We start from the raw sequence: 22,646 nt of genomic DNA on the forward strand, positions 1-22,646 counted from the left end.
GCTCCGCCGGCTCAGGGCCGCGCACCTTCCCAGGCGTCCTGCAGCAAGGAGCGGATCGCAGCGCGCTCCAGCGGGCGCGGATTGGGATATTGGTTCTTGAGCGCGTGCTCGCAGGCCAGGTCGAGGTCCGATTCCTTCATGCCGATGTCGCGCAGCGCGACCGGCGCGCCGTTGTCGCGCGCGAGGTCGTACACGGCCTGCGCGGCGCTACTCCCCCCCAGTGCCTTCGCGATGCGCGCCATGGCCTGCGGCGCCGCCTCGGCGTTGTAGGCAAGTGCGTGCGGCAGCACGATGGTGTGGGTCTCGGCGTGCGGCAGGTTGAAGCTGCCCCCCAGCGTGTGGCACAGCTTGTGGTGCAGCGCCATGCCGACGTTGCCGAGCACCGTGCCGCAGAGCCATGCGCCGTAAAGCGCATCGCTGCGGGCGCCCGGATCGTGCGGCGTGGCGCGGATGGCGGGCAACGCGCGGCCCAGTGCGGCAATGCCTTCCTGAGCCATCAGGTCCATGATCGGATTCGAATCGACCGCGTAGAGCCCTTCTGCCGCATGCGCGATGGCGTTGATGCCGCTGGTCACGCTGATGCCCACGGGCAGGCTCGAAGACAGCTCGGGATCGTAGATCACCGTGCGCGGCAGCACCCTGAAGTCCTTGCCCGTCTTCTTCATGCCGGCTTCCGTGATGCCGTAGATCGGCGTCATCTCGGAGCCCGCGTAGGTGGTCGGGATGGCGAGGATCGGCAGGCCCGAATCGAGCGCAATGGCCTTGCCCAGCCCGGTGGTCGAACCACCGCCGATGGCCACGGCGCAATCCGCGCCCAGCCGGGCCGCCACCTCGCGCGCCTCGCGCGCGGTCTCGATGGGCACGTGCATCACGGCGCGATCGAACACACCGGCCGCATGGCTGCCGAGCATGTCGGCCACGCGCTCGGCCTGCGGGCGCTGCTCGGGCGTGGACAGCACGAGCGCCCGGCGCGCACCGAGCGCATCGATCTCGCGCGCCAGGTGCTGCAGCGAACCGGCGCCGAACACCACGCGCTGCGGCACGCTGTTGTAGACGAACGAGGGGATGGTCATGGCTTTGCTGTCTCTCGAATGTTCACGAGGCAACCGGTGCCGGCTGCCCATCGCGCGAGTATCCCGCCGGGCCGCTCCTCATTCAACAACAGGAATGGAAAGGACTTTTCCGCTTACCCGATCGAGAAGCTCCTCCTCAGGCCGGCGAGACCCGCACCGTGCAGATCTGGCGGCTTTCGACGATCGCGAAGCGCACCGGCAGGAAGCGCTCGATCACCGCGCAGTTGGTGCGCGTGTGCTCCGTCACCTCGCTGCAGGTGAAGGCGCAGGCCTTCTTGCCCTGCCAGGCGGCGAGCGCCAGCAGCAGCGCCAGCTGATCCGCGAGATGCGGGCCGACCGCGGCCTCGCTCTTCTGGAATTCGCGCAGCTCCTTCACCAAGCCATGCGCCACCTGTTCGGCGCTCAGCGACTTCTCCCCGAAGGCCGTGAACACCTCGGTGACGTGCTCGTACGCCAGCGTCGCCAGCAACGCGTTGCCGGGACCTTCGTTCTGGCGCGCAGTGCCGAAACGCAGCTGCTCGCCGGACCAGCCCATCGCGCCGGCCAGCGTGCCGAGCTCGCGCGTCGGCACATGGCGCGGCAGCCCGGGCGCCAGACATTCGGCATGGCTCGACCGATGTTCGCCGCGCGCCATCAGGTCGAAGGGCTGCAGCGCGCCGGCCGCTGGAACGATGGTCGCCTCTACCTCGCCACCACCGGCCGGATAGAAGCCGCAGCGGCGCAGCGTCAGCTGCAGGTCGGCGCCCAGCCGGCGCACCAATGGCGCGAAGGCACGCTCCAGGAAATGGAACGGCGGTGCCATCGGGTTGTGCGTGCCACCGCTCAGGTGCACGCGGCTGGCCGCACCGGCAAGCAGCAGCGGCGGCAGCACGGTCTGCAGCACCAGCATGCAGCTGCCCGCGCTGGAGATCGAAAAGCGGTACTCGCCCGCGCGCACCGGGCCGGGCGCGAAGCGCAGCGACTGCGAGCCGAGCTGCGCGCCCTCCACCTTCGCGCCGCTGATTTCAGCGGCCGCGTTCACGCACGCGAGGTGCTGGCGCATCAGGCCCGGCTTGGCGCGGCCGGCACGGATCTTCTCGATGGACAGCGGCTGGCCCGTGGCCGCCGACAGCGCGAGGCTGGTGCGCAGGATCTGGCCGCCGCCCTCGCCCAGCGAGCCGTCGAGGTCAACCATGCGCAGCCTCCTGTTCTTGTTTGTCGAAGCGCAGCACCGTCTCGTGCAGGAACGCGTCGAGGCCGGCCTCTTCGGCCTGCGGCAGCGGCGTGACCGGCTCGGCCGCGTTGGCCGCCAGCTCCGACTCGATGAACGCATGGATGCCGGGCCAGCGCGGGCTGGTCGCGGCCTCTGCGGCGCGCATCTTCACCTCGAGCAGCGCGTTGATCTCGTCGATCAGCGTGGCGTCGCGTGCCGCATCGAGCGTGCGCTGCGCCAGGTCGGCGAAGCGCATCGGCGGCACGCCGGGCTGCGAGCGGATCCAGCGCGCGGCCAGCAGCGGGCGCAGCACGTAGAGATACTTCTTGTAGCGCACCTCGCCGGCCTGCAGATGCTCGCGGAAGTTCTTCTTCGCCATCGAGCTGTAGTGGTGCCAGCCGCGCGCGTTGGAGAACACCGCCTCCGACAGCGCGCGGAAACGCGGCATCGCCACCATGTCGTCGCGGTACACGATGGGCGAGCGCAGCCATTCGAGCAGCGTCGGGTTCGACTCGCGCATCAGGCCCAGCGCCTTGCGCAGGTCCCAGCCGTTGATGTCGAGGTCGCCGCTGATCGGCACCTCGATCACGTCGCGGCGCGGCCGCACCGTGAGGTACCACGGCAGCCGGTTGACGTAGATGAAGCGCACGTCGTAGTCGCTGTCGGGCGAGGCGAAGCCCCAGCCGCGGCTGCCGGATTCGCAAGCGAACAGCACGCTCACGTCGTTCTTCGCTTCGATGTCGCGCAGGGCGTCCATGATCTGCGCGCGCATGGCGGGCTCGATGGGGTGGGCGGAGCGCAGGAATTCCTTTTCGGTGTTCATGACTTTCTTCTTTTCTTCTTCTCTCATCAGGCTCGGGTGACGGCCACGTTGCCGGCACTGTCGAGTTCGTAAACATCCAGGTCGTTGGCCAGGAACGCATGCCCGCGGTAATGCACCTGCGTCTCCGCCATCAGCGCCGCCATGCCCTCTTCGTTCTGGTGGCGTGCGCTGAAATGCGTGAGGACCAGGTTCGGCACCTCCACGGCTTGCGCGAACTCGGCCAGCATGCGCGCGGAACTGTGCATCGGCCCGGGGCCGACCTTGTCGAGCGCATCCTGCGTGAAGGTGGCCTCGTGGACCAGCAGCTGAGCACCCTGGCAGGCATCGCGCAGCAGCGCGGGCTCGGCGTTGTCGCCGCCCAGCACGGCGGCGGCCGTGTCGACCTGCGTTTCCGTGTAGTCGGTACTGCGCAGCACATCGCCGTTGAAGGGCACGTCCTCGCCGGTCTGCAGCGCGCGCCATGCGGGGCCGGGCGGAAGGCCGGCGGCCCGCAGCGCATCGGCCTTCAGCCGCATGCGCCGCGTCTCGACCTGCAGGCGATAGGCGTGGCTCGGTACGCGATGCCGCAGCAGGTGGCGCTCGATGCGGACGCCGGGCGCTTCGTACACCAGCGCCTGGTTCTCCAGATCGACGTGCTCCACCTCGTAGGGCAGGTGCAGGTCGGTCAGTTGGCGCGTGGCTTCGAACCACTCCCACACCGGCAGCGGCGCGATCAGCTTCAGCGGCTTCGTGCGCTTGTTCATGCCCGCACTCGCGAGCAACCCCGGCAGGCCATAGCAGTGGTCGCCGTGCACATGCGTGATGCAGACGGCGGCTAGGTCGTTCAGCGACAGCGGCGTTTGCAGCACGCGATGCTGCGTGCCCTCGCCGCAGTCGACCAGGAACCAGTCGGCGCCGAGCACCGTCTGCACCGCGAGGCCCGAGACGTTGCGGTGGCGCGTGGGGGTGCCGGAGGAGGTTCCCAGGAAAGTCAGCTTCATCATCATCTCAATCACTCCCTGCGCATCAATGCGCTCTTCGCGGCGTCCGCGGCGACCCGTGCCCAACTGAAGTACCGGCGCCCGCCTTCCGGACGGGCCGCCATGAATGCGTTGAGCCTTTCGAGATTCTCCGCGCCTCCCCAGCGGCCCATCGCCTGGATCGCCACGACGCGCAGGCTCCACCATTTGCTTTCAAGCGCGGCATCGACTTCGGCCACGGCTCGCGCATTCGGTTTCACCGCGCCCAACGCGCGAAGACGATGCGTCTGCTCGCGCAGGAGGTTTGCACCCGGTGCCGCATTGAACAGGCGCTCGCGTCGCGCGCGGCGGCATGCCAGGCATCGCACGGCGCGGCTGTCGATATGTCCGTGCACCACTTCGTACCACCACTTCTGCTGCTTCGCCGTCCACAGTTCTTCGGCCCCGCAATCGCGGCAGGTGAAGGGACGCGCAACATAGAAGTCCGGCAGCAATCCGTAGGTGTTGTTGTACTTCCGCAGGACGAGCCGATCCGCCGGCTCGCAGCCGATCGCAAATGCGAAGGCCGGCCGCGGGCGGACATTCGGCAAGCGCAGACGTGCAGCCGACGCAGCCGCGCGTTCGAGGCGACGCGCCTTGATTTCGGCGCGGCGTTGCTTGTTGCTTTTCTTCATCTTTCAAACCTTCGCAATACGTACGGTGTTGCGAAAGCGGGCCCAGACCCTTCCTCCTACAACACCGCCCCCATGGGGCCGCCGATCTGCCTCGTTTTCACCCCTTCACGCATACGACCTGCTTGAGCGTGTAGACCACCTCCACCAGGTCCTTCTGCGCCTCCATCACCGCGTCGATGTCCTTGTAGGCCATCGGGATCTCGTCGATCACGTCGGCGTCCTTTCGGCATTCCACGCCTTCGGTCGCGGCGATCTGGTCGGCGATGGTGAAGAGCTTCTTCGCTTTGGTACGGCTCATCTTCCGACCGGCGCCGTGGCTGCAGCTCATGAAGCTCTCGGGGTTGCCCTTTCCGCGCACGATGAAGCTCTTCGCGCCCATGCTGCCGGGGATGATCCCCAGCTCGCCGGCTTTCGCGCTCACCGCGCCCTTGCGGGTCACGAGCACGTCTTCGCCGAAGTGCGTCTCGCGGCTCACGTAGTTGTGGTGGCAGTTCACCGCTTCCACGTGCGCCTCGAAGGGCTTGGTGATGACCCTGCGCACGGCCGCGACCACGCGCTGCATCATCACTTCGCGGTTCGCTCGCGCGAACTTCTGGGCCCAGCCCACCGCACGCACGTAGTCGCCGAAGTACCTGGCGCCTTCCTCGAAGTACGCCAGATCCTGGTCGGGCAGGTTGCGCTGGTGCAGCTCGGCATCCTTCTTCGCGAGTTCGATGAAGTGCGTGCCGATGGCATTGCCCACGCCGCGCGAACCCGAGTGCAGCATGAACCACACGGACCCAGCCTCGTCCAGGCATACCTCGATGAAGTGGTTGCCCGTACCCAGCGTTCCCAGGTGCTTGTGGTTGTTGGTGTTCTTCAGGCGCGGGTAGTCCTCGCAGATCGCGTCGAACTCGTCCACCAGCCCGGCCCAGGCCGCGTCGGTTTCGTTGGGAGGCGTCTCCCACGAGCCCTTGTCGCGGCCCATGCGCTTGGGGTTCGAGCCGTGCGGCACGGCCTTCTCGATCGCCGAACGCAGCGGGCCCAGGTTATCGGGCAGGTCGTTGGCGTGCAGCGTGGTCTTGCACGCCATCATTCCGCAGCCGATGTCCACGCCCACCGCGGCCGGGATGATGGCCTTGAAGGTCGGGATCACCGAGCCCACGGTCGCGCCGATGCCGTAGTGCACGTCGGGCATGGCCGCGATGTGCTTGAACACGATGGGCAGGCGGGCCGCGTTCTCGAGCTGCTTGCGCGCCTCGTCTTCCACGGGCACGCCGCGGGTCCACATCTTCACGGGCACGCCATTCTCGACTTCGTGCAGGTTGTAGTTCTTTTCCATTTCCATCTCTCTTTCTCTCTCTGTACTTTCTCACCAATGGTGGACACGGCGGGATTCGAACCCGCATCAATACGGCGACCGTGGTGTTTGAATCCAGCGGCCCAGTCGACGATTGGAAACGCGCGCCAGTGACAGACCCGTCATCGGAGCCAGCACCTGCATCCTCAACCTTGCTCGTCGACCGACTTTCCCGCCGCATCCGGTGCTACCCGGACTGCCGGCAATATCAACATTTTTGGCAGTGGCGCTCCCTTCTGTGCCTGCGTGCCCATATCCCTTTCCTTCAGAACTCAAGAACCGTTCGGCCGAAGCGTCACCAGTCCATTGAGCACCTGGTCCAGACCGCCGACCACCGAGATCTTGTCGATCCGCTCGGCCACGCGTTCCAGCGTTTCGAGTTCCTTCATCCGCAAGGCGACGGGGTTGCCCTCCATCACCTTGGCGGTGTTCAACAGCGAGCGCGTGGCCGCGGTTTCCTCGCGGCGGCGGATCACGTTGGCCTGGGCCGATTTCTCGGCTTCCACCACCTGGGCGAGGATGGTCTTCATCTCGCCCGGCAGGATGATGTCCTTCACGCCCACGCTCTCCAGCGCAATGCCCGAACCCTCCAGCCGCTCGCGCACCTGCGCCAGCACCGTCTGGTCGATGGCTGCCTTGTTCTCCAGCAGCGCGTCGAGCGTTTGCTCGCCGACCGCGGCGCGCAGGCCGAACTGCAGCTCGCGGTACACGTGCTCGGCCGGCTTCGGCATCTGCGCCATGGCTCGCCGCACATCGGTGAAACGCCACACCGCCGACAGGTTCAGCCGCAGCCCCACCTTGTCGCGGGTCAGGATTTCCTGGCCGCTCACTTCGGCGATCTGCGAACGCAGGTCCACGCAGGTCACCGACACCTGGCGGTTGAAGCGCCAGAAGCCGTGGTTCCCCGGCGGCAGCAGCGCCTGCATCTGCCCTTCGAGCATCAGCACGCCGGCATGGAACTCGGGCACCTGCACCAGCAGCACGCCGTCGAGCCCCTGCACCGCACGCGGACGCAGGGCCACGCTCTGCAGCTTCGCCAGCAGGTCGGCCGGCAGGCGCGCATCGGCGGACACATCGATCACGTCGATGCGCTGCTCACGCAGCCCGCGCCAGTACAGCTTGCGGGTCGAAGGCGGCAGGATCTGCACCAGCACGCCATCTTCATGACGCAGGCCGACTTGGGTTTCGCCCAGCGACACGTGCACGAACTCACGCTCGATCAGCTCAGGCTCACGTGCCAGGAAGTAGTCGGCCAGCTCGTGCTCGAACACCGGCTCGGCGAGCGAGAAGCGTTGCAGCTGGATGGTGTCGAAGCCCGCGAACACGCGGTGCTTTCCCGGGCCGAGCAGTTGCTCGAAATCGCCGTTGCGCAGCAGCAGCGCGCGTTCGTTCTTCTTGATGGTGTATTGGTTGAAGCCCAGCATTCTTTTTCTCCTTGTTGTCCGGTTCGGCTATTCGTTTCGTTCGTTCAGACGGTCATTCGATCCAGGCCCTCGAAAGGGCAGGCGGCGGACACTGCGGCGGCCAAGGCCTGTCGTGCAGCGGTCGCGCGGTCCGGCGGGTGCCTCCCTCGTTGCACTTGCAACGCCCTCACCTTTCCGGCCGTCGATGGCTGCACGCAATTCCTTGCCACGCACGCGGTGCGCAAGCCGCCTGCGCTTGGCACTGTGTCGCGCGCCGCAAGGTTTCAGGGCCTTGCGCCATCGCTCCGGTGTGCCGGGGCGGGGGCTTTCGCCCCATCAGATGGCGATGCAAGCACCGCCAGGGTTTTTCGCGGGAATCGAACCCACAACGCCGTGTGGTCAGCACGGTGCTCAACCATGAGCAGAACTGAAACAAGTTCAGTTGCCAGCCAGTTCAACAGCGGCATACCGCGAGCCCAAGACAGGATCTGGCCTGCGGCACCGGACCGCATTCACGCGGCACCTGCGAGCGGATGAACTGCATCCGACGGGTTGTCTATTGCAGGCGCTGTGCCAGGCCGCGCAAGACGAAGAAGAAACACGCGGTGGTAGCTCGCAAGTTGTTGATATGACTAGCGAAATTCTTTTTTCGACCTGCAGGTGCATGCCGTTCTCGACCTGCTAGCATTCAGTTTCTTTTATAAACTTAGCTAGCCTTTTATCCATGAAGCCAATAGTTATCATCGGCTTCCTAGGCACCCAGCTCGACGCCGGCCAGGGGGCGGGCCGCTGGAACAAGTGGCGCCCCACGGTCTCGCTTGCGCAGCACGAGGACATGGTCGTCTCGCGCCTGGAGTTGCTCTACACGCTGCGGCACAAGGCGCTGGCCGAGGTGGTGAAGGCCGACATCACCGCCGTGTCGCCCGAGACCACCGTCAACCTCGTGCTAATCGATCTCGCGGACCCGTGGGATTTCGGCGAGGTCTACACGCGCCTGTACGACTGGGCGCGCGGCTATCCCTTCGACACCGAGCGCGAGCAGTACTGGACGCACATCACCACCGGCACGCACGTGGCGCAGATCTGCATGTTCCTGCTGTCCGAATCGCGCGTGGTGCCCGGCGTGCTGGCGCAGACCTCGCCGCCCAAAAGGCAGCGCGAAGGCGAGGCCGGCAAGTGCACGCTGATCGACCTCGACCTGTCGCGCTACGACGTGATCGCGCGGCGCTTCGATGCGGAGCAGCGCGATGCGGTTGCGTTCCTGAAGAGCGGGATCGCCACGCGCAATGCGCGCTTCAATGCGCTGATCGACGAGATCGAGCGCGTGGCCGTGCGCTCGCGCGCGCCGATCCTGCTGGTGGGGCCCACCGGTGCGGGCAAGTCGTTCCTGGCGCGGCGCATGTTCGAACTGAAGCAGGCGCGGCACCAGATGACGGGGCCGTTCGTGGAGGTGAACTGCGCGACGCTGCGCGGCGACGGTGCGGCCTCGACACTGTTCGGCCACAGGAAGGGCTCATTCACCGGCGCCGCGGCCGACCGAGCGGGCCTGCTGCGCACTGCGCACCAGGGCGCCCTCTTCCTCGACGAGATCGGCGAGCTCGGGCCTGATGAGCAGGCAATGCTGCTGAAGGCGATCGAGGAGAAGCGCTTCTTTCCCGTGGGGGCCGACAAGGAGGTGGAAAGCGACTTCCAGCTGATCGCCGGCACCAACCGCGACCTGCGCAGCGACGTGGCCGAGGGGCGCTTCCGCGAAGACCTGTTCGCGCGCATCAACCTCTGGACCTATGACCTGCCGGGCCTCGCGCAGCGGCCCGAGGACATCGAGCCCAACGTCGACCACCTGCTGGCGATTCACGCGGCGGAGAACCATCGCGTGGTCCGCTTCAACGCCGAGGCGCGCGCGGCCTACCTGCGCTTTGCGCAGAACGGCGAGGCGATCTGGAGCGGCAATTTCCGCGATCTCTCCGCGAGCGTGACGCGGCTGGCGACGCTGGCCGATGGCGGACGCATTCCGGTGGCGCTGGTCGAGGCGGAGATTGCTCGGCTGCGGTGGCTGTGGAAGCATGCCGGTGCCGCTGCACCGGCCGAGGGCAACGACGTCGACCTGGATGTGCTGCTCGGCGAGGAACGCGCGGGGGCGCTCGACCTGTTCGATCGGTTGCAGCTCGAAGCGGTGGTGCGCGTGTGCCGGCAGTCGCGCAGCCTGTCGGATGCGGGCCGCCAGCTGTTCCAGGCCTCACGCGCGCAGCGCAGCGTGGTGAACGACGCAGACAGGCTGCGCAAGTACCTCGCCAAGCATGGGCTCGAGTGGGGCCGGATCGCCGACGCCTGAGCTATCCTCCGCCGCGATGGCCATCTCTGCATTCGCCGTGAAAGTCCCCGCCGCCGAGCCTCTCGTCGGGGACCTGCGCCGCCGCTACGACGCGACCGTCGCACTGGACGTACCGGCGCACGTCACGGTGCTCGTTCCTTTCATGGACCCTGCGCTGATCACACCCGAAGTGCTGGAGCACGCGCGGCAGGCTCTGAATCGGACGCCTTCGTTTGCCTTCTCCCTGGGCAAGGTCGGGCGCTTTCCCGAAACCGCGTACCTCGCACCGGAACCGGCCGCCCCCTTCATCGAGATGACACTGGCGCTCGCGGATGCATTTCCCGATTTCCCGCCGTATGGCGGCGAGCACGAAGGTGTCATTCCGCATCTGTCGGTGGCGCACGGCAACGCGCTCGATGCGGACGCGGCGGCTGCCGAATTGGAGGCACGCCTTCTCGCATCGGGCGCCGTGCATGCGAACTGCACCGAAGTCACGCTGATCGAAAACTCGTCGGGACGCTGGCAGGACATGCACGTCTTCCGACTGCCCAAAGCACCGGCACCCATGCGCAACGTCCTCTTCATCTGCAGCCGCAACCAGTGGCGCAGCCCGACCGCAGAACGCATCTGGCGCAAGCACCCGCTGATCTCCGCGCGCTCCGCCGGCACCAGTCCGAATGCGCGGCATACAGTTTCCGTCGACGACATCGAATGGGCCGACGTCATCCTCGTGATGGAAGAAAAACACAAGTCGCGGCTGGTGGCCGAGTTCACGCGGATGCTCGAAGGCAAGCCGATCCACGTGCTCGACATTCCCGACGACTACAAGTACATGGACCCGGAGCTGGTCGAGGAGCTCGAACGCTCGGTAGGGTCCATCCTTGAAATCGACTAGCGCCCCATGTCGGAAATCTACATAAGCACGGACGTCGAATCCGACGGCCCCATTCCCGGGCCGAACTCGATGCTCAGCTTCGGCTCGGCCGCCTACACGGCCGACAAGCAGCTCATTTCCACCTTCAGCGCGAACCTGCACACCCTGCCGGGCGCAGAGGCCGACCCGAAAACCGCCGCGTGGTGGAAGACCCAGCCCGAGGCCTGGGCTGCCTGCCGCACCGACCTGCAGGACCCGGCCCACGCCATGAAGAACTACGTGAGCTGGCTCAAGGGCCTGCCGGCGCGGCCGGTGTTCGTCGCCTACCCGGCAGGCTTCGACTTCCTGTTCATCTACTGGTACCTGATGCGCTTCGCCGGCGAGAGCCCGTTCAGCCACTCGGCGCTCGACGTCAAGTCGTTCGCGATGGCGATGCTCGGGCTCGACTACCGCGAAAGCACCAAGCGCGCGATGCCACGCCGCTGGTTCGACAAGCTGCCGCACACACACGTCGCGCTCGACGACGCCATCGAGCAGGGCGCCCTCTTCTGCAACATGCTCGCGGAAAATCGCGCGGCCGCCTCGGGCAAACAGCCATGACGAACCGCTCAGTCCGCCGATGGTGCAAAAGGCTGGCGCTGTGTGCGCTGCCGCTCATGCTGGCGGGCTGCGTCCAGTCGCTGTTCTATTACCCCGACAGCGTGCGCTACGAAACACCCGACGTGCTGGGCCTGCGCTACGAGAGCGTGCAGTTCGCCAGTGCCGACGGCACGCGCCTGAGCGGCTGGTTCCTGCCCGCGGAGAACCGCCAGAACCCGAAGGAAGCCAAGGGCACGGTGGTGCACTTCCATGGCAACGCGCAGAACATGAGCACGCACTGGCGCTTCGTGGCCTGGCTGCCGAAGCAGGACTACAACGTGTTCGTGTTCGACTACCGCGGCTACGGCCAGTCCGAAGGCAAGCCGGAGCCCAGGGGTGTGTTCGAGGACTCCCATGCCGCGCTGAACTATGTGCGCTCACGCGGCGACATCGACCCCGAGCGGCTGTTTCTCTTCGGGCAGAGCCTGGGCGGCACCAACGCGATCGCGGTGATGGGCTCGGGCAACAGGGCGGGCGTGAAAGCGGTGGCCGTCGAGTCGACCTTCTATTCCTATTCGTCGATTGCCAACGAAAAGCTGTGGGGCGCGGGCATGCTGGTGAGCGACGAGTACGCGGCGTCGAAGTACGTGGCGGCCATTTCGCCCGTTCCGCTGTTGCTGATCCATGGCACGGCCGACCAGGTGATTCCGCTCGCGCATTCGAGGCGCCTGCTGGCCGATGCGCGCGAGCCCCGCCGGCTGATCGAAGTACCGGGCGCGGGCCACCTCGAACCGATGACAGCCCTGCGCTACGGCGGCGCCTACCGGAAGGCGCTGACCGCATTCTTCGAGGCCGCACAACATCCGCTGCAGCAATGACAACCGCCATGAAACACTTCGACGAGGCCGCCACCCGCGCTCCCCTGAGCTTCGAGCGGCTGGTGCCCGCACTGCACGCGGCCTTCGTTGCCGGAGCGCAGGTGCCGCCGCGCCATGTGCATGGCATCGAGACCGCCTCGGGCGGCGGGAACAGGGGCACGGTGCTCATCATGCCGGCATGGAGCGATGCGGGCTTCCTGGGCATCAAGACCATCAACATCTTTCCGGGCAACAGCGCGCGCGGCCTGCCCGGGCTGCATGCGACCTATGTGCTGTACGACGCGCACACCGGCGTGCCGCTGGCGATGATGGACGGCAACGAGATCACTGCGCGCCGCACTGCGGCGGCCTCGGCGCTGGGCGCGTCGTTCCTGGCGCGCGAGAACGCACGCCGGTTGCTGGTGCTGGGCACCGGCCGCATCGCGCGCATGCTTCCCGCCGCGCATGCGAGCGTGCGGCCCATCGACGAATTGTGGGTGTGGAACCACCGGGCCGAAGGCGCCGAGACGCTGGCCGCACAGTGGCGCGCCGAGGGCTGGAACGCGCGAGCCGTCACCGACCTGGAAGCGGCCGTGCGCCAAGCCGACATTGTGAGTTGCGCCACGCTGGCCACCTCGCCATTGGTGCGCGGCGAATGGCTGGCACCGGGCTCGCACCTGGACTTGATCGGCAGTTTCACTCCGGCCATGCGCGAGGCCGATGCGCAGTGCTTTGCGGGTGCCCGCACCTTCGTCGACACCGACGAGGCGCTGCAGAAATCCGGCGACCTGCTCGATGCGATCGCCGCCGGCACGCTGCGGGCGGAAGACGTCGGCGGCACCCTCGCCGCCCTTTGCCGCGCAGAGCGCCCGGGCCGCTCCGGCGCCGAGGAGCGCACCGTGTTCAAGGCCGTCGGAAGCGCGCTCGAAGACCTGGCCGCCGCCACCCTGGTGTGGCAATCGAGAGACATGGCCTAATCCTTATGGCTTAGTCTTTGGCGAAAAAACCCCTGTCAGGACGGATTTTTCCAACATCCGGATACGCCTTGTAGCCAATAGTAAATATTGTGCATTGCGGCTATCGTGCTCCTGAACTACCGACGGGGGCCACATGCTCAGCACCCAACACAAAGCCAACATCCTCCGCAAGGCCGGATACACCGTGCCGGCCGAACCGGGGAGTGCCGACTGCATCCACCAGACGGCCCAATGCTGGGAGAAGGCGATCGACACGCTCTACGTGTCGTACTCTGCCAGGCGCGCCGCCAAGAGCCTGCGGGACGCGGAGGAGGCGCGGATGCTGGCCTTGCTGCAATTGCGCTCGGCCAAGGCCTGCGCCTGACGGCCCGGCCAGGCACCCGCTCAGCTTCAGGGCTTTTTCTGCTTTTCCGGCGCGTCGTTGCTGCCGCCGCGCGAGAGCTGACCCGCCTTCATCGCTTCGCGGCTCGCCGCGCGACGCTTGGCCGCCGCGGCCCGGCGCTCTTCCCTCGACATCTTCGGCGCGGTCGTCGGGCGGACCTCGCCTTCCTGCATCTGCGGTCCGCGTGCGGCAGCGGCGCCGTCCGCGCGGCGTTCCTTGCGGGCCTCGGCGCGTTCCGCCTTGGTGGTGGGAGCAGTGGGCCGCGCCTTGCCCTGCGCCGGGTCGACTTCGCCGGAAGACTGGGCGGACGCCACCTGCACGACCATCATCTGAGCCAGGGCCAGGCAAACCGGCACGAGCATATTTTTCATCGCGATGACCTTTCAGCACCCGCGAAGGCGCGGGGTCGGGGCATTGTGGTCAGGGTCCGAGGCTGTGTCCACACCGGCAACCCGCATGCCGATGGAGCCTCGGCCCGCACGCTGGCGGTCGCTCAGGTAGGCGAGAACCAGCCTGACGAGCTCGGTCTTCATCACGGGGGTCTCCAGGTCACCACGCCGTGCTGCCGCATGAACCGCGCCTTCGACCGCGGACGAGAGCATGCGGGCCGCGACCTCGGTATCGGCGCTTTCTCCCGGTCCCCGGCTTCCGGCGACAAGGGCCCGGTAGCGCCGCTGGTATTGCGCCTCGAACTCGGGGTAGCTCGAACGCGCGGCGAGCGGCACCTCGCCCATCAGCACGCGGTGCAGCGCCTGATCGACCGAGTGGGCGGCGATGACGCCGTCGACGAAGCGCTCCACCCGACGCGGCAGCATGGCCACCGCATCGCCCTCTTGCTCGACTTCATCGTCGGTGCCGGACAGCGCCACGAGCACTTCGTCGAGGTGGCGCTGCCGGATCGCCTCGGCGATGGCCAGCTTGTCCGGGAAGTACTGATAGAGCGAGCCGACGCTGACACCGGCCACCGCCGCGATCTCGTTGGTGGTGAGCCGCGCCCATCCGCGGTGCGCCAGAACGCGAGTTGCGGCCTCGATGATCGCGTCCACCGTGACGCGCGAACGCTGCTGCCGGGGCGCTTTGCGCATGGTCCTGCGCTGTGGGGGAATGCGAGTACCCAAGTTCGAGGCTCCACTCAAGAATAGGACCGCACGCAACGCGTGCATTCAACCGTTCAAGGGGAGATTGTGATGAGTACGCAGACGCTTCTGGCTTCGCTGTTCCGGTACAAGGCGTGGGCCGACGAAGGGCTCCTGGCAGGTCTCGCAGGCCTGGCCGCGAAGGGCCCGGCCGACGAGTACCGCTGCGCAATGCGCGTGTTCAACCACGCCTGCATCGTCGACCGCATCTTCGTTGCGAATCTCCAGCGCAAGGCGCACGCATACACGGCGACGGGCTCGCGCGAGCCGCCAGGCCTGGAAGCGCTGGCCGAATCGGTCAGGGAAACGGACCGCTGGTACGTCGACTACGTCGCGCGCCTGAGTCCGGAGGAGCTTGCGGAAAGCATCGAGTTCACGTTCACCGACGGCAGCCCGGGCCGCATGTCACGCGAGGAGATGCTGGGCCACGTGGTGGCCCATGGCGGCTATCACCGGGGCGAGGCCGGCCAGATCATGACCCGGCTCACGGGGTCGTCGCCACCCGACACATTCACCGGCTATCTGCACCAGGCCGAGCCCGCGCGCCGCGAGCGGAATGCGTAGCGGCGCGGGATCGGGGCATCGCGTCCGCGGTGGGGTTGCCGGTCAGACGCGTTCGAGAATCACCGCAATGCCCTGCCCCACGCCGATGCACATCGTGCACAGCGCATAGCGGCCACCGCCCTTGTGCAGCTGGTTGACTGCGGTGGTGGCCAGGCGCGCACCGCTGGCACCCAGCGGATGGCCCAGCGCGATGGCGCCGCCGTTGATGTTGACGCGCGCGTCGTCGTCCTTCAGGCCCAGCAGGCGCAGCACGGCAAGGCCTTGTGCGGCGAAGGCTTCGTTGAGTTCGATGACGTCGATCTGGTCGATGGTGAGGCCGGTCAGCGCCAGCACCTTCTGCGTGGCGGGCGCGGGGCCGATGCCCATCACGCGCGGCGCAACGCCGGCGGTGGCCATGCCGACCACGCGGGCGCGCGGCGTCAGGCCGTGCTTGGCGGCACTGGCTTCGTCGGCCAGCAGCAGCGCGCAGGCGCCGTCGTTCACGCCGCTGGCGTTGCCGGCGGTGACGGTGCCGTCGGGGCGCACCACGCCCTTGAGCTTGGCGAGCGATTCGAGGCTGGTCTCGCGTGGATGCTCGTCCTTGTTGACGATGATCGCGTCGCCCTTCTTCTGCGGCACCGTCACGGGCACGATCTCGGCGTCGAAGAAGCCGGACTTCTGCGAGGCCACGGCGCGCAGCTGCGAGTTCAGCGCCATCAGGTCCTGCGCCTCGCGCTCGATCTTGTAGTCGGTGGCCACGTTCTCGGCCGTCTCGGGCATGGAGTCGACGCCGTACTGCGCCTTCATGAGCTTGTTGACGAAGCGCCAGCCGATGGTGGTGTCGTACACCGCGTTGTTGCGGCTGAAGGCGCTCTCGGCCTTGGGCATGACGAAAGGCGCGCGGCTCATGCTTTCCACACCGCCGGCGATCATCAGGCCGGCTTCACCGGCGCGGATGGCGCGGGCCGCGGTGCCCACGGCGTCGAGGCCCGAGCCGCACAGGCGGTTGATGGTGCCGCCGCCGATTTCGAGCGGCAGGCCCGCGAGCAGCGCCGACATGCGCGCCACGTTGCGGTTGTCTTCGCCGGCCTGGTTGGCGCAGCCGTAGAGCACGTCGCTCACGGCTTGCCAGTCGACGTTCTTGTTGCGTTCCATCAGCGCGCGCAGGGGCACGGCGCCGAGGTCGTCGGCACGCACGCTGCTGAGCGAGCCGCCGTAGCGGCCGAAGGGGGTGCGGACTGCGTCGCAGATGAAGGCGTGGTTGGTCATGGTCTGTCTCTTTTGGAAGGATGTTGATTCGGGTACCGGAAATCCGCCTCAGGCGGCGATCGGCAAGCCCACGAGCTTCTCGAGTTCCTCGCGGCTCAGGCCATCGACCAGGTCGACGAGCTTCAGGCCCTCGGGCGTGCATTCGAGCGTGGCCAGGTCGGAGTACACGCGCTTGACGCAGCCGATGCCGGTCAGCGGATAGGTGCACTCCTTCACCAGCTTGCTCGCGCCCTGCTTCGTGAGCAGGTCCATCATGACCCAAGTCTGCTTGGCGCCGATAGCCAAGTCCATCGCGCCGCCCACCGCGGGAATGGCGTCTTTCTCGCCGGTGTGCCAGTTGGCGAGGTCGCCGGTGGCCGACACCTGGAACGCGCCGAGCACGCAGATGTCGAGATGGCCGCCGCGCATCATCGCGAAGCTGTCGGAGTGGTGGAAGAACGAGCCGCCCGGCAGCAGCGTGACGGGCTGCTTGCCGGCGTTGATGAGGTCGTAGTCTTCCTCGCCGGCCTCGGGCGCAGGGCCCATGCCGAGGATGCCGTTCTCGCTCTGCAGGATGACCTCGCGGCCCTGGGGCAGGTGGTTGGCCACCAGCGTAGGCTGGCCAATCCCGAGGTTGACGACGGCGCCGTCGAAGATGTCTTGTGCCACTCGCGCTGCGAGCTGGTCCTTGGTGCGACGTGTGTAGCTCATGGTCATGCTGCCTTCTTGAAGCCGCCGGCCTGCGTGGCCACGCGTTCGATGCGCACCACCTGGTGCACGAAGATGCCCGGGGTCACGATGGTCTCCGGGTCGAGGGTGCCGAGTTCGGCGATGTCGTGCACGGTGGCGATGGTCTTCTTCGAGGCCATGGCCATCACCGGGCCGAAGTTGCGCGCGGCCTTGCGGTAGACCAGGTTGCCCCAGCGGTCGCCGCGCTCGGCCTTGATGAGCGCCACGTCGCCGCGGATGGGGTACTCGAGCACGTACTGCACGCCGTCGATCTCGCGGGTTTCGCGGTTGCCGGCAAGTTGCGTGCCGTAGCCGGTGGGGCAGAAGAAGGCGCCGACGCCGGCGCCCGCGGCGCGGATGCGCTCGGCCAGGTTGCCCTGGGGCACCAGTTCGAGCTCGATCTTGCCGCTGCGGTAGAGGCCGTCGAACACCTGGCTGTCGGCCTGGCGCGGGAAGCTGCAGATGATCTTGCGCACGCGCCCGGCCTTGAGCAGCGCCGCGAGGCCGGTCTCGCCGTTGCCGGCGTTGTTGTTGACGACGGTGAGGTCCTTGGCGCCCTGTTCGACGAGGCCCTCGATGAGTTCGTTGGGAATGCCGGCGGTGCCGAAACCGCCGATGAGAACCGTGGCGCCGTCTTGGATGCCTGTCAGGGCATCGGCGACCGAGCGCGCGATCTTGTTGATCATGAAGCTTGTCTCCGGGAGTGAGGAAAGAAACCGAACCACCTGAACATGCCGATCGATTCTGCGAACCGCCGATTTGTTCGTCTAAAGAACATTTGTTCGTATAATGAATTCTAAAGAGGATCGACCACCATGGCAACCCACCCCGCACAAACCGACACACCCGCGCCCGGCGACAGCTACGTCCAGTCTTTTGCGCGGGGGCTGCAGGTGATTCGTTCTTTCAGCGCGAATGCGCCCCACCAGACGCTCAGCGAGGTGGCGGCCGGCAGCGGGCTCACGCGTGCGGGGGCGCGGCGCATCCTGCTCACGCTGCAGACGCTGGGCTACGTCGTGACGGACGGCAAGCTCTTCACGCTCACGCCGCGCATCCTCGACCTCGGCTTCGCGTACCTGTCGTCGATGCCGATCTGGAACCGCGCCGAGCCGGTGATGGAGGCGCTGGTGCAGCAGGTGCAGGAGTCATGTTCGGCCGCCGTGCTCGATGCGACGGACATCGTCTACGTGCTGCGCGTGCCCACGCAGAAGATCATGCGCATCAGCCTGGGCGTGGGCTCCCGCCTGCCGGCCTACTGCACGTCGCTGGGCCGGCTGCTGCTGGCCGACCTGGAAGACGACGAGGTGCGCGCACGGCTCGAAGCCTCCGACATCCAGGCGCTGACCAAGCACACGGTGACCGACATCGAGGTGCTCATGGCCAAGGTGGCGCAAGCGCGCAGGCAGCAGTGGTGCCTGGTGAACCAGGAACTGGAAGAAGGCCTGATCTCGGTGGCCGCCCCCATCGTCGACCGGCACGGCCGCATGGTGGCCGCACTCAACATCAGCGGGCAGGCGAACCGCACCAGCGCGAAGGTGATGCAGGAGACGATGCTGCCGGCCCTGGTCGATGCCGCGAAGAAAGTCTCGCAGCTTCTTTAGGCAACCGCACGCAGCCGTTGGCCCTTTCCAGGAACACCGCGGAACCGGCTTCGCCGGGCCGCTGGTGTTGCCCCCGGTAGGGGTAGGAGAAGCGACACGAAGTGCGCGAAGCCTGGGGGCGAGCTCAGCCCTCGGAGCGAATGCCCTTCATGAGGATCACCCCGCCCAGGCGCGTGGTGTCGGCGCGCATGCGCTTGGCCAGCGTGTCGGGCGAGCCGGGCTGCGCCTGCCAGCCGGTCTTGAGCAGGGCCTGGCTCACGTCGGTCGAGCTGATCACCTCGACCAGCGCCGCGTTGAGCCTGGTGACGGCCGCCGGCTTCATGCCCGCGGGCGCGGCCAGCGCGGTCCAGATCTCGAGGTCGGCGCCGCGCACGTCGGCGTCGCGGATGCTGGGCAGTTCACCGGCCAGCGGACTGCGCTCGGGCGAGGTCACGCCGATGGCCTTCACCTTGCCCGACTTGATGTGCGGCAAGGCCAGGCCGGGCGGCAGCAGCGCCAGCTGGATCTCGTTGGCCAGCAGGCCCGCAATGACCTGCGGGTTGCCGGTGTAGGGCTTGTGCTGCGCGGTGATGGCGGCGCGGCTCTTCAGCAGCTCCATGCCCAGGTGGCCCACCGTGCCCACGCCCGGCGTGCCGTACCTGGCGCCGGTGCCGAGGTTGCGCACCCACAGCAGTTGTTCGGCCGCGGTCTTGCCGGAGGCGCTGCCCGACACCACGAGCACCAGCGGTGCGGTGCCGATGAGGCCGATCGGCGCGAAGTCTTTCTCGGGGTCGAAAGGCAGCGACGGATTGAGCAGCTTCGCGATGGTGAGGTTGCCGTTGATCAGCGCGCCGACGGTGTGGTCGTCGGTGGCCTTGGCCACCAGGTCGGCCACGGTGTTGCCGCTGGCGCCGGGCTTGTTTTCGACCACCACCGGCTGGCGCAGGATTTTCGACAGGGGTTCGGCGATGGCGCGGGCCGCGAGGTCGGGCGACGCGCCGGCGGGAAATCCCACGAGGATGTGTACGGGCTTGGTCGGCCAGGCGGCTTCGCCGGCGGGAGCGGTGCGTTGGGCCCACGAAGCTTTCGCGAAGAACGAGGCGGCAACGGCTGCCGCGCCGCCTTCGAGGAGGCGGCGTTTGGTGATTGTCAAGGTGACTCCAGAGAGAGTGAAAACCAGGAAATGCGGAACGCTGTCTGAACGCCAGCTGACCATCGCATTTACAACACGTTACAGGACCGGGCTGCGTTGCGCAAGTCCCAACGGACACGACGCTGGGGTTTTCACATCGGATGGCGTCTATCGCGCGGGCTTGCCGGGCGCGTGCAGCAGCTTGCGCTGCGTGGGAAACAGCGACCAGCCCCAGCGGTGCTGCGCGTAGCCCCAGAGTCCCTGCTTGAAGAACAGGGTCACGAGAATGGCCATCAGGCCGAGTCCGAGCAGATACCACGTGCCGTAGTCGCTCAGGAACTTGTTGAGCGCCCAGAAGATGAGCGCTCCCACCAGCGGCCCTTCGATGCGGCCAATGCCGCCGATCACCACCATGAAGATGGCGAAGGCGGTCCAGTTGACGCTGAAGGCAGCATCGGGGCTGATGCGCAGGTTGCCCACGAAGTACAGCGCCCCCGCGAGGCCCGCGCCGAAGGCCGCGACCACGTACACCGCGAGCTTCATGCGCGCGACCGGAATACCCTGCGACTCGGCCGCCACTTCGTTGTCGCGAATCGCCAGCAGCGCCAGCCCGCGCTTGCTGCGCAGGAACAGATACACCAGCGCGACCGCCGCAACCACGCAGGCCAGCGCCATCCAGTAGGTGGTGCTTTCGCGTGTCGCCTTGTCGATGCCGCGCAGCGCGGTGAGCGTGGTGCCCGAGCCGCCGCCCACCGCCGACACGTTGGCGAAGCTCAACCGAAACACCTCCGCGATGACCCAGGTGCCGATGGCGAAGTAACCGCCCGAAAGCCGGAACGCGACGAAGGACACCGGTATCGCCACAAGCCCCGCCGCCAGCGCCCCCAGCGGTATCGCCACGAAAGGATTGACGCCCGCGAAGTTGCCGAGCATCAGCATCACGTAGCCGCCGAAACCGAAGAAGGCCTGCTGCCCGATGCTCACCATGCCGCCGTAGCCCGCGAGCAGGTTCCACATCATCGCGAAGATGAAGTAGCAGGCGATCTCGACGAACTCGCGCATCCAGCTCGACTCGCCCCACCACGGCAGGCTGGCGGCGACGAGCACGAGGGCGATGCCGGCGAAGAGTGCAGCGCGGCTCGCAGCGGTGGCGCGCTCGACGGCAATGAGGGGTGGGGGCATGTTCGTCATCCGCTTCATCCACGTGTCTTGGGGAAAAGGCCTTGCGGCCGCAGCACCAGCACGACCAGGAACACGATGTGCCCGAACCAGATGCCCCAGCCCGGGTCGAGCCGGAAGCCGATCTGCTGCGTGACGCCGAGGATCATCGCGCCGGCCAGCGTGCCCCAGAAGGAGCCCATGCCGCCGATGATCACGGCCTCGAATGCGAAGAGCAGCAGCAGCGGGCCGTCCGAAGGAGAAACCGTGGTGCGCATGCCCTGCAGCGCACCTGCGATGGCGATGAGCACGAAGGCAATCGCCGTTGCCAGCGCATAGACCTTCTTCGCATTGAGCCCCATGAGCTCCGCGATCTCGCGGTCGTCGGACACGGCGCGGAACGACCGCCCCAGCGCCGTGCGCGCGAACAGCCACTGCAGCGCCCACGTCGCACCGACCGCGATGGCCAGCACGATCAGCGGCAGCACGCCCAGCGACATTGCATCGCCCAGCGCAATGCCCCGCGTATTGAGCCCGCCGGTCTCTATGGCGCGCGGATCGGCCGAGAACAGTTCGAGCAACAGGTTCTGGATCACGATCGACAAACCGAAGGTGACGACCAGCGAAGGCAGCGGGTCCTTCCCCAGCGTGCCGTTGAGCACGTAGCGCTGCAGCGCGTAGCCGAAGCCGAAGGCCACCGGCAGCACCGCGAGCGCGACCAGCCACGGCGCCGCATCTCCCGTCAGCGACACGCCCGCGATGACCGCGAACGCGCCGAGGATGATGAAGTCGCCCTGCGCCGTGTTGGTGAGCCGCATCACGCCGAACATCAGCGACTGGCCCAGCGCGAACAGCGTGTAGAGGCCGCCGAGCAGCACGCCCTGAACGAGGGTCTCAAGCATGGGCAGCCTCCATGCCGAAGTAGGCCTGCGATATCTGCTCGCGCGTGAGGTCGGCGGAGTTGCCTTCGAGCGACACGCGGCCTTCCTGGAAGCAGTAGATGCGCCGCGAGACCTGCCGCGCCATGGTCACGTCCTGCTCGACGATCACGACGGCCATGCCTTCCGCGGTGATGGCCGGCATGGCGGCGTAGATCTCGCGGATGACGATGGGCGCGAGACCGAGCGACAGCTCGTCGCACAGCAGCACCTCGGGGTTGCTCATGAGTGCGCGGCCGAGCGCGACCATCTGCTGCTGGCCACCCGACAGCGAGGTGCCCGGCTGGTGGCGCTTTTCGGCGAGGATGGGGAACAGGGCGTAGAGGCGCGGCAGGTTCCACGGCCCCTTGCGCGCGGCGGTGGCGCCCATGAGCAGGTTCTCCTCGACGCTGAGGCTCGGAAACAGCCTGCGGCCCTCGGGGACCATGGCAAGGCCGCGGCGCACGATATCGCCGGGAGGGAGCCCGCCGATGGGCTCGCCCTTGAAGCGGATCGCCTCACCGGGCGCACGCACCAGGCCCGTCAGGCTCTTGAGGAAGGTCGACTTGCCGGCGCCGTTGGCGCCGATGATGGCGACGAGCTCGCCCTGGGTCAGCGAGAAGTCGATGCCGAACAAGGCCTGGGCGTCGCCGTAGAAGGCCTTGAGTACGTGGGTGTCGAGCAGCGCGCTCATGGTCTTTGCTCCCTCCCCCTCTGGGGGAGGGTTGGGGTGGGGGCAAGCTGCGTTGAAATGGTGGCG

At 67.2% G+C, this 22,646-nt stretch carries 24 protein-coding genes and 1 pseudogene; 9 read left to right on the forward strand and 16 right to left on the reverse strand.

The features are described from left to right. Positions 1-11 precede the first annotated feature (11 nt). The 7 genes from ACCD11_RS24185 to ACCD11_RS24215 form a co-directional block, all read right to left on the reverse strand. A complete protein-coding gene (locus ACCD11_RS24185; RefSeq protein ID WP_413315752.1) occupies positions 12-1,073 on the reverse strand; it encodes a maleylacetate reductase in 1,062 nt (353 codons plus the stop codon). A gap of 136 nt (positions 1,074-1,209) precedes the next feature. Beyond that, complete coding sequence (gene rtcA / locus ACCD11_RS24190; RefSeq protein WP_413315753.1) at positions 1,210-2,247, reverse strand: RNA 3'-terminal phosphate cyclase; 1,038 nt, start codon at positions 2,245-2,247, stop codon at positions 1,210-1,212. Continuing rightward, complete coding sequence (locus tag ACCD11_RS24195) at positions 2,240-3,088, reverse strand: nucleotidyltransferase domain-containing protein (RefSeq protein ID WP_413315754.1); 849 nt, start codon at positions 3,086-3,088, stop codon at positions 2,240-2,242. Before ACCD11_RS24195 ends, rtcA begins: the two co-directional genes overlap by 8 nt. Positions 3,089-3,114: 26 nt before the next feature. Next, on the reverse strand, positions 3,115-4,074 hold the full coding sequence (locus tag ACCD11_RS24200; RefSeq protein ID WP_413315755.1) for a ribonuclease Z: 960 nt from the start codon (positions 4,072-4,074) through the stop codon (positions 3,115-3,117). Positions 4,075-4,079: 5 nt separating this feature from the next. Then, positions 4,080-4,721 (reverse strand): zinc-ribbon domain containing protein, encoded by a 642-nt coding sequence (locus ACCD11_RS24205; protein WP_413315756.1) that lies wholly within the window; start codon positions 4,719-4,721, stop codon positions 4,080-4,082. Positions 4,722-4,818: 97 nt separating this feature from the next. After that, on the reverse strand, positions 4,819-6,042 hold the full coding sequence (locus ACCD11_RS24210; protein ID WP_007836187.1) for an RtcB family protein: 1,224 nt from the start codon (positions 6,040-6,042) through the stop codon (positions 4,819-4,821). A 290-nt stretch (positions 6,043-6,332) separates the two neighbouring features. Then, positions 6,333-7,484, reverse strand: coding sequence for a slipin family protein (locus ACCD11_RS24215; protein WP_413315757.1), 1,152 nt, complete (start codon positions 7,482-7,484; stop codon positions 6,333-6,335). A 703-nt stretch (positions 7,485-8,187) separates the two neighbouring features. Between ACCD11_RS24215 and rtcR the strand changes: the two genes are divergently transcribed. The 7 genes and pseudogenes from rtcR (at position 8,188) to ACCD11_RS24250 (ending at position 13,425) form a co-directional block, all read left to right on the forward strand. Continuing rightward, a complete protein-coding gene (gene rtcR, locus ACCD11_RS24220; protein WP_413315758.1) occupies positions 8,188-9,795 on the forward strand; it encodes an RNA repair transcriptional activator RtcR in 1,608 nt (535 codons plus the stop codon). Positions 9,796-9,811: 16 nt separating this feature from the next. Next, positions 9,812-10,276 (forward strand): annotated as a pseudogene (locus tag ACCD11_RS24225) (2'-5' RNA ligase family protein); the annotation flags it as partial. A gap of 63 nt (positions 10,277-10,339) precedes the next feature. Further along, a complete protein-coding gene (locus ACCD11_RS24230) occupies positions 10,340-10,669 on the forward strand; it encodes a low molecular weight protein tyrosine phosphatase family protein (RefSeq protein WP_413315771.1) in 330 nt (109 codons plus the stop codon). A gap of 6 nt (positions 10,670-10,675) precedes the next feature. Continuing rightward, positions 10,676-11,248: an exonuclease gene (locus tag ACCD11_RS24235; protein ID WP_413315759.1), complete on the forward strand. Its 573-nt coding sequence runs from the start codon at positions 10,676-10,678 to the stop codon at positions 11,246-11,248. Then, the gene (locus ACCD11_RS24240; RefSeq protein ID WP_413315760.1) at positions 11,245-12,105 is read left to right on the forward strand and encodes an alpha/beta hydrolase; all 861 of its coding nucleotides are present in this window, start codon (positions 11,245-11,247) and stop codon (positions 12,103-12,105) included. Before ACCD11_RS24235 ends, ACCD11_RS24240 begins: the two co-directional genes overlap by 4 nt. Before the next feature lie 8 nt (positions 12,106-12,113). After that, entirely contained in the window at positions 12,114-13,061 is a 948-nt protein-coding gene (locus tag ACCD11_RS24245; RefSeq protein WP_413315761.1) for an ornithine cyclodeaminase family protein, read from the forward strand. Positions 13,062-13,194: 133 nt separating this feature from the next. After that, positions 13,195-13,425 carry a hypothetical protein gene (locus ACCD11_RS24250; RefSeq protein ID WP_413315762.1) on the forward strand — a complete coding sequence of 77 codons (231 nt, stop codon included), beginning with the start codon at positions 13,195-13,197 and terminating at the stop codon, positions 13,423-13,425. 26 nt (positions 13,426-13,451) lie between these two features. On the opposite strand, the gene ACCD11_RS24255 is transcribed toward ACCD11_RS24250, so the two are convergent. Next, entirely contained in the window at positions 13,452-13,814 is a 363-nt protein-coding gene (locus ACCD11_RS24255) for a hypothetical protein (protein WP_413315763.1), read from the reverse strand. Positions 13,815-13,826: 12 nt separating this feature from the next. Then, positions 13,827-14,528 carry a TetR/AcrR family transcriptional regulator gene (locus tag ACCD11_RS24260; RefSeq protein ID WP_413315764.1) on the reverse strand — a complete coding sequence of 234 codons (702 nt, stop codon included), beginning with the start codon at positions 14,526-14,528 and terminating at the stop codon, positions 13,827-13,829. 102 nt (positions 14,529-14,630) lie between these two features. Here ACCD11_RS24260 and ACCD11_RS24265 point away from each other — a divergent pair, with 102 nt between their 5' ends. Next, complete coding sequence (locus tag ACCD11_RS24265; RefSeq protein WP_413315765.1) at positions 14,631-15,143, forward strand: DinB family protein; 513 nt, start codon at positions 14,631-14,633, stop codon at positions 15,141-15,143. A 42-nt stretch (positions 15,144-15,185) separates the two neighbouring features. Here the strand turns inward: ACCD11_RS24265 and pcaF are convergent, their stop codons facing one another. Genes pcaF through ACCD11_RS24280 form a run of 3 tightly spaced genes read right to left on the reverse strand, consistent with a single transcriptional unit; the run spans position 15,186 to position 17,785 of the window. After that, complete coding sequence (gene pcaF, locus ACCD11_RS24270; RefSeq protein ID WP_007836207.1) at positions 15,186-16,391, reverse strand: 3-oxoadipyl-CoA thiolase; 1,206 nt, start codon at positions 16,389-16,391, stop codon at positions 15,186-15,188. Positions 16,392-16,439: 48 nt separating this feature from the next. Next, on the reverse strand, positions 16,440-17,087 hold the full coding sequence (locus tag ACCD11_RS24275) for a 3-oxoacid CoA-transferase subunit B (RefSeq protein ID WP_007836208.1): 648 nt from the start codon (positions 17,085-17,087) through the stop codon (positions 16,440-16,442). Then, on the reverse strand, positions 17,084-17,785 hold the full coding sequence (locus tag ACCD11_RS24280; RefSeq protein WP_413315766.1) for a 3-oxoacid CoA-transferase subunit A: 702 nt from the start codon (positions 17,783-17,785) through the stop codon (positions 17,084-17,086). The genes ACCD11_RS24275 and ACCD11_RS24280 overlap by 4 nt, the downstream gene beginning before the upstream one ends. 129 nt (positions 17,786-17,914) lie before the next feature. On the opposite strand from ACCD11_RS24280, the gene ACCD11_RS24285 reads away from it, so the two are divergent. Beyond that, a complete protein-coding gene (locus ACCD11_RS24285) occupies positions 17,915-18,700 on the forward strand; it encodes an IclR family transcriptional regulator C-terminal domain-containing protein (RefSeq protein WP_413315767.1) in 786 nt (261 codons plus the stop codon). A gap of 124 nt (positions 18,701-18,824) precedes the next feature. On the opposite strand, the gene ACCD11_RS24290 is transcribed toward ACCD11_RS24285, so the two are convergent. The 4 genes from ACCD11_RS24290 to ACCD11_RS24305 all read right to left on the reverse strand — a co-directional run bounded on the left by ACCD11_RS24290 (position 18,825) and on the right by ACCD11_RS24305 (position 22,580). Continuing rightward, entirely contained in the window at positions 18,825-19,832 is a 1,008-nt protein-coding gene (locus ACCD11_RS24290; RefSeq protein WP_413315768.1) for a Bug family tripartite tricarboxylate transporter substrate binding protein, read from the reverse strand. 147 nt (positions 19,833-19,979) lie between these two features. Next, positions 19,980-20,993: a branched-chain amino acid ABC transporter permease gene (locus tag ACCD11_RS24295; protein ID WP_237726139.1), complete on the reverse strand. Its 1,014-nt coding sequence runs from the start codon at positions 20,991-20,993 to the stop codon at positions 19,980-19,982. Between the two features lie 14 nt (positions 20,994-21,007). Then, positions 21,008-21,871 (reverse strand): branched-chain amino acid ABC transporter permease, encoded by an 864-nt coding sequence (locus ACCD11_RS24300; RefSeq protein WP_413315769.1) that lies wholly within the window; start codon positions 21,869-21,871, stop codon positions 21,008-21,010. Next, positions 21,864-22,580 carry an ABC transporter ATP-binding protein gene (locus ACCD11_RS24305; RefSeq protein WP_413315770.1) on the reverse strand — a complete coding sequence of 239 codons (717 nt, stop codon included), beginning with the start codon at positions 22,578-22,580 and terminating at the stop codon, positions 21,864-21,866. Before ACCD11_RS24305 ends, ACCD11_RS24300 begins: the two co-directional genes overlap by 8 nt. Positions 22,581-22,646: the final 66 nt, after the last annotated feature.

It is taken from the genome of Variovorax sp. Varisp36 (assembly GCF_047304235.1).
GTDB lineage: Bacteria > Pseudomonadota > Gammaproteobacteria > Burkholderiales > Burkholderiaceae_C > Variovorax.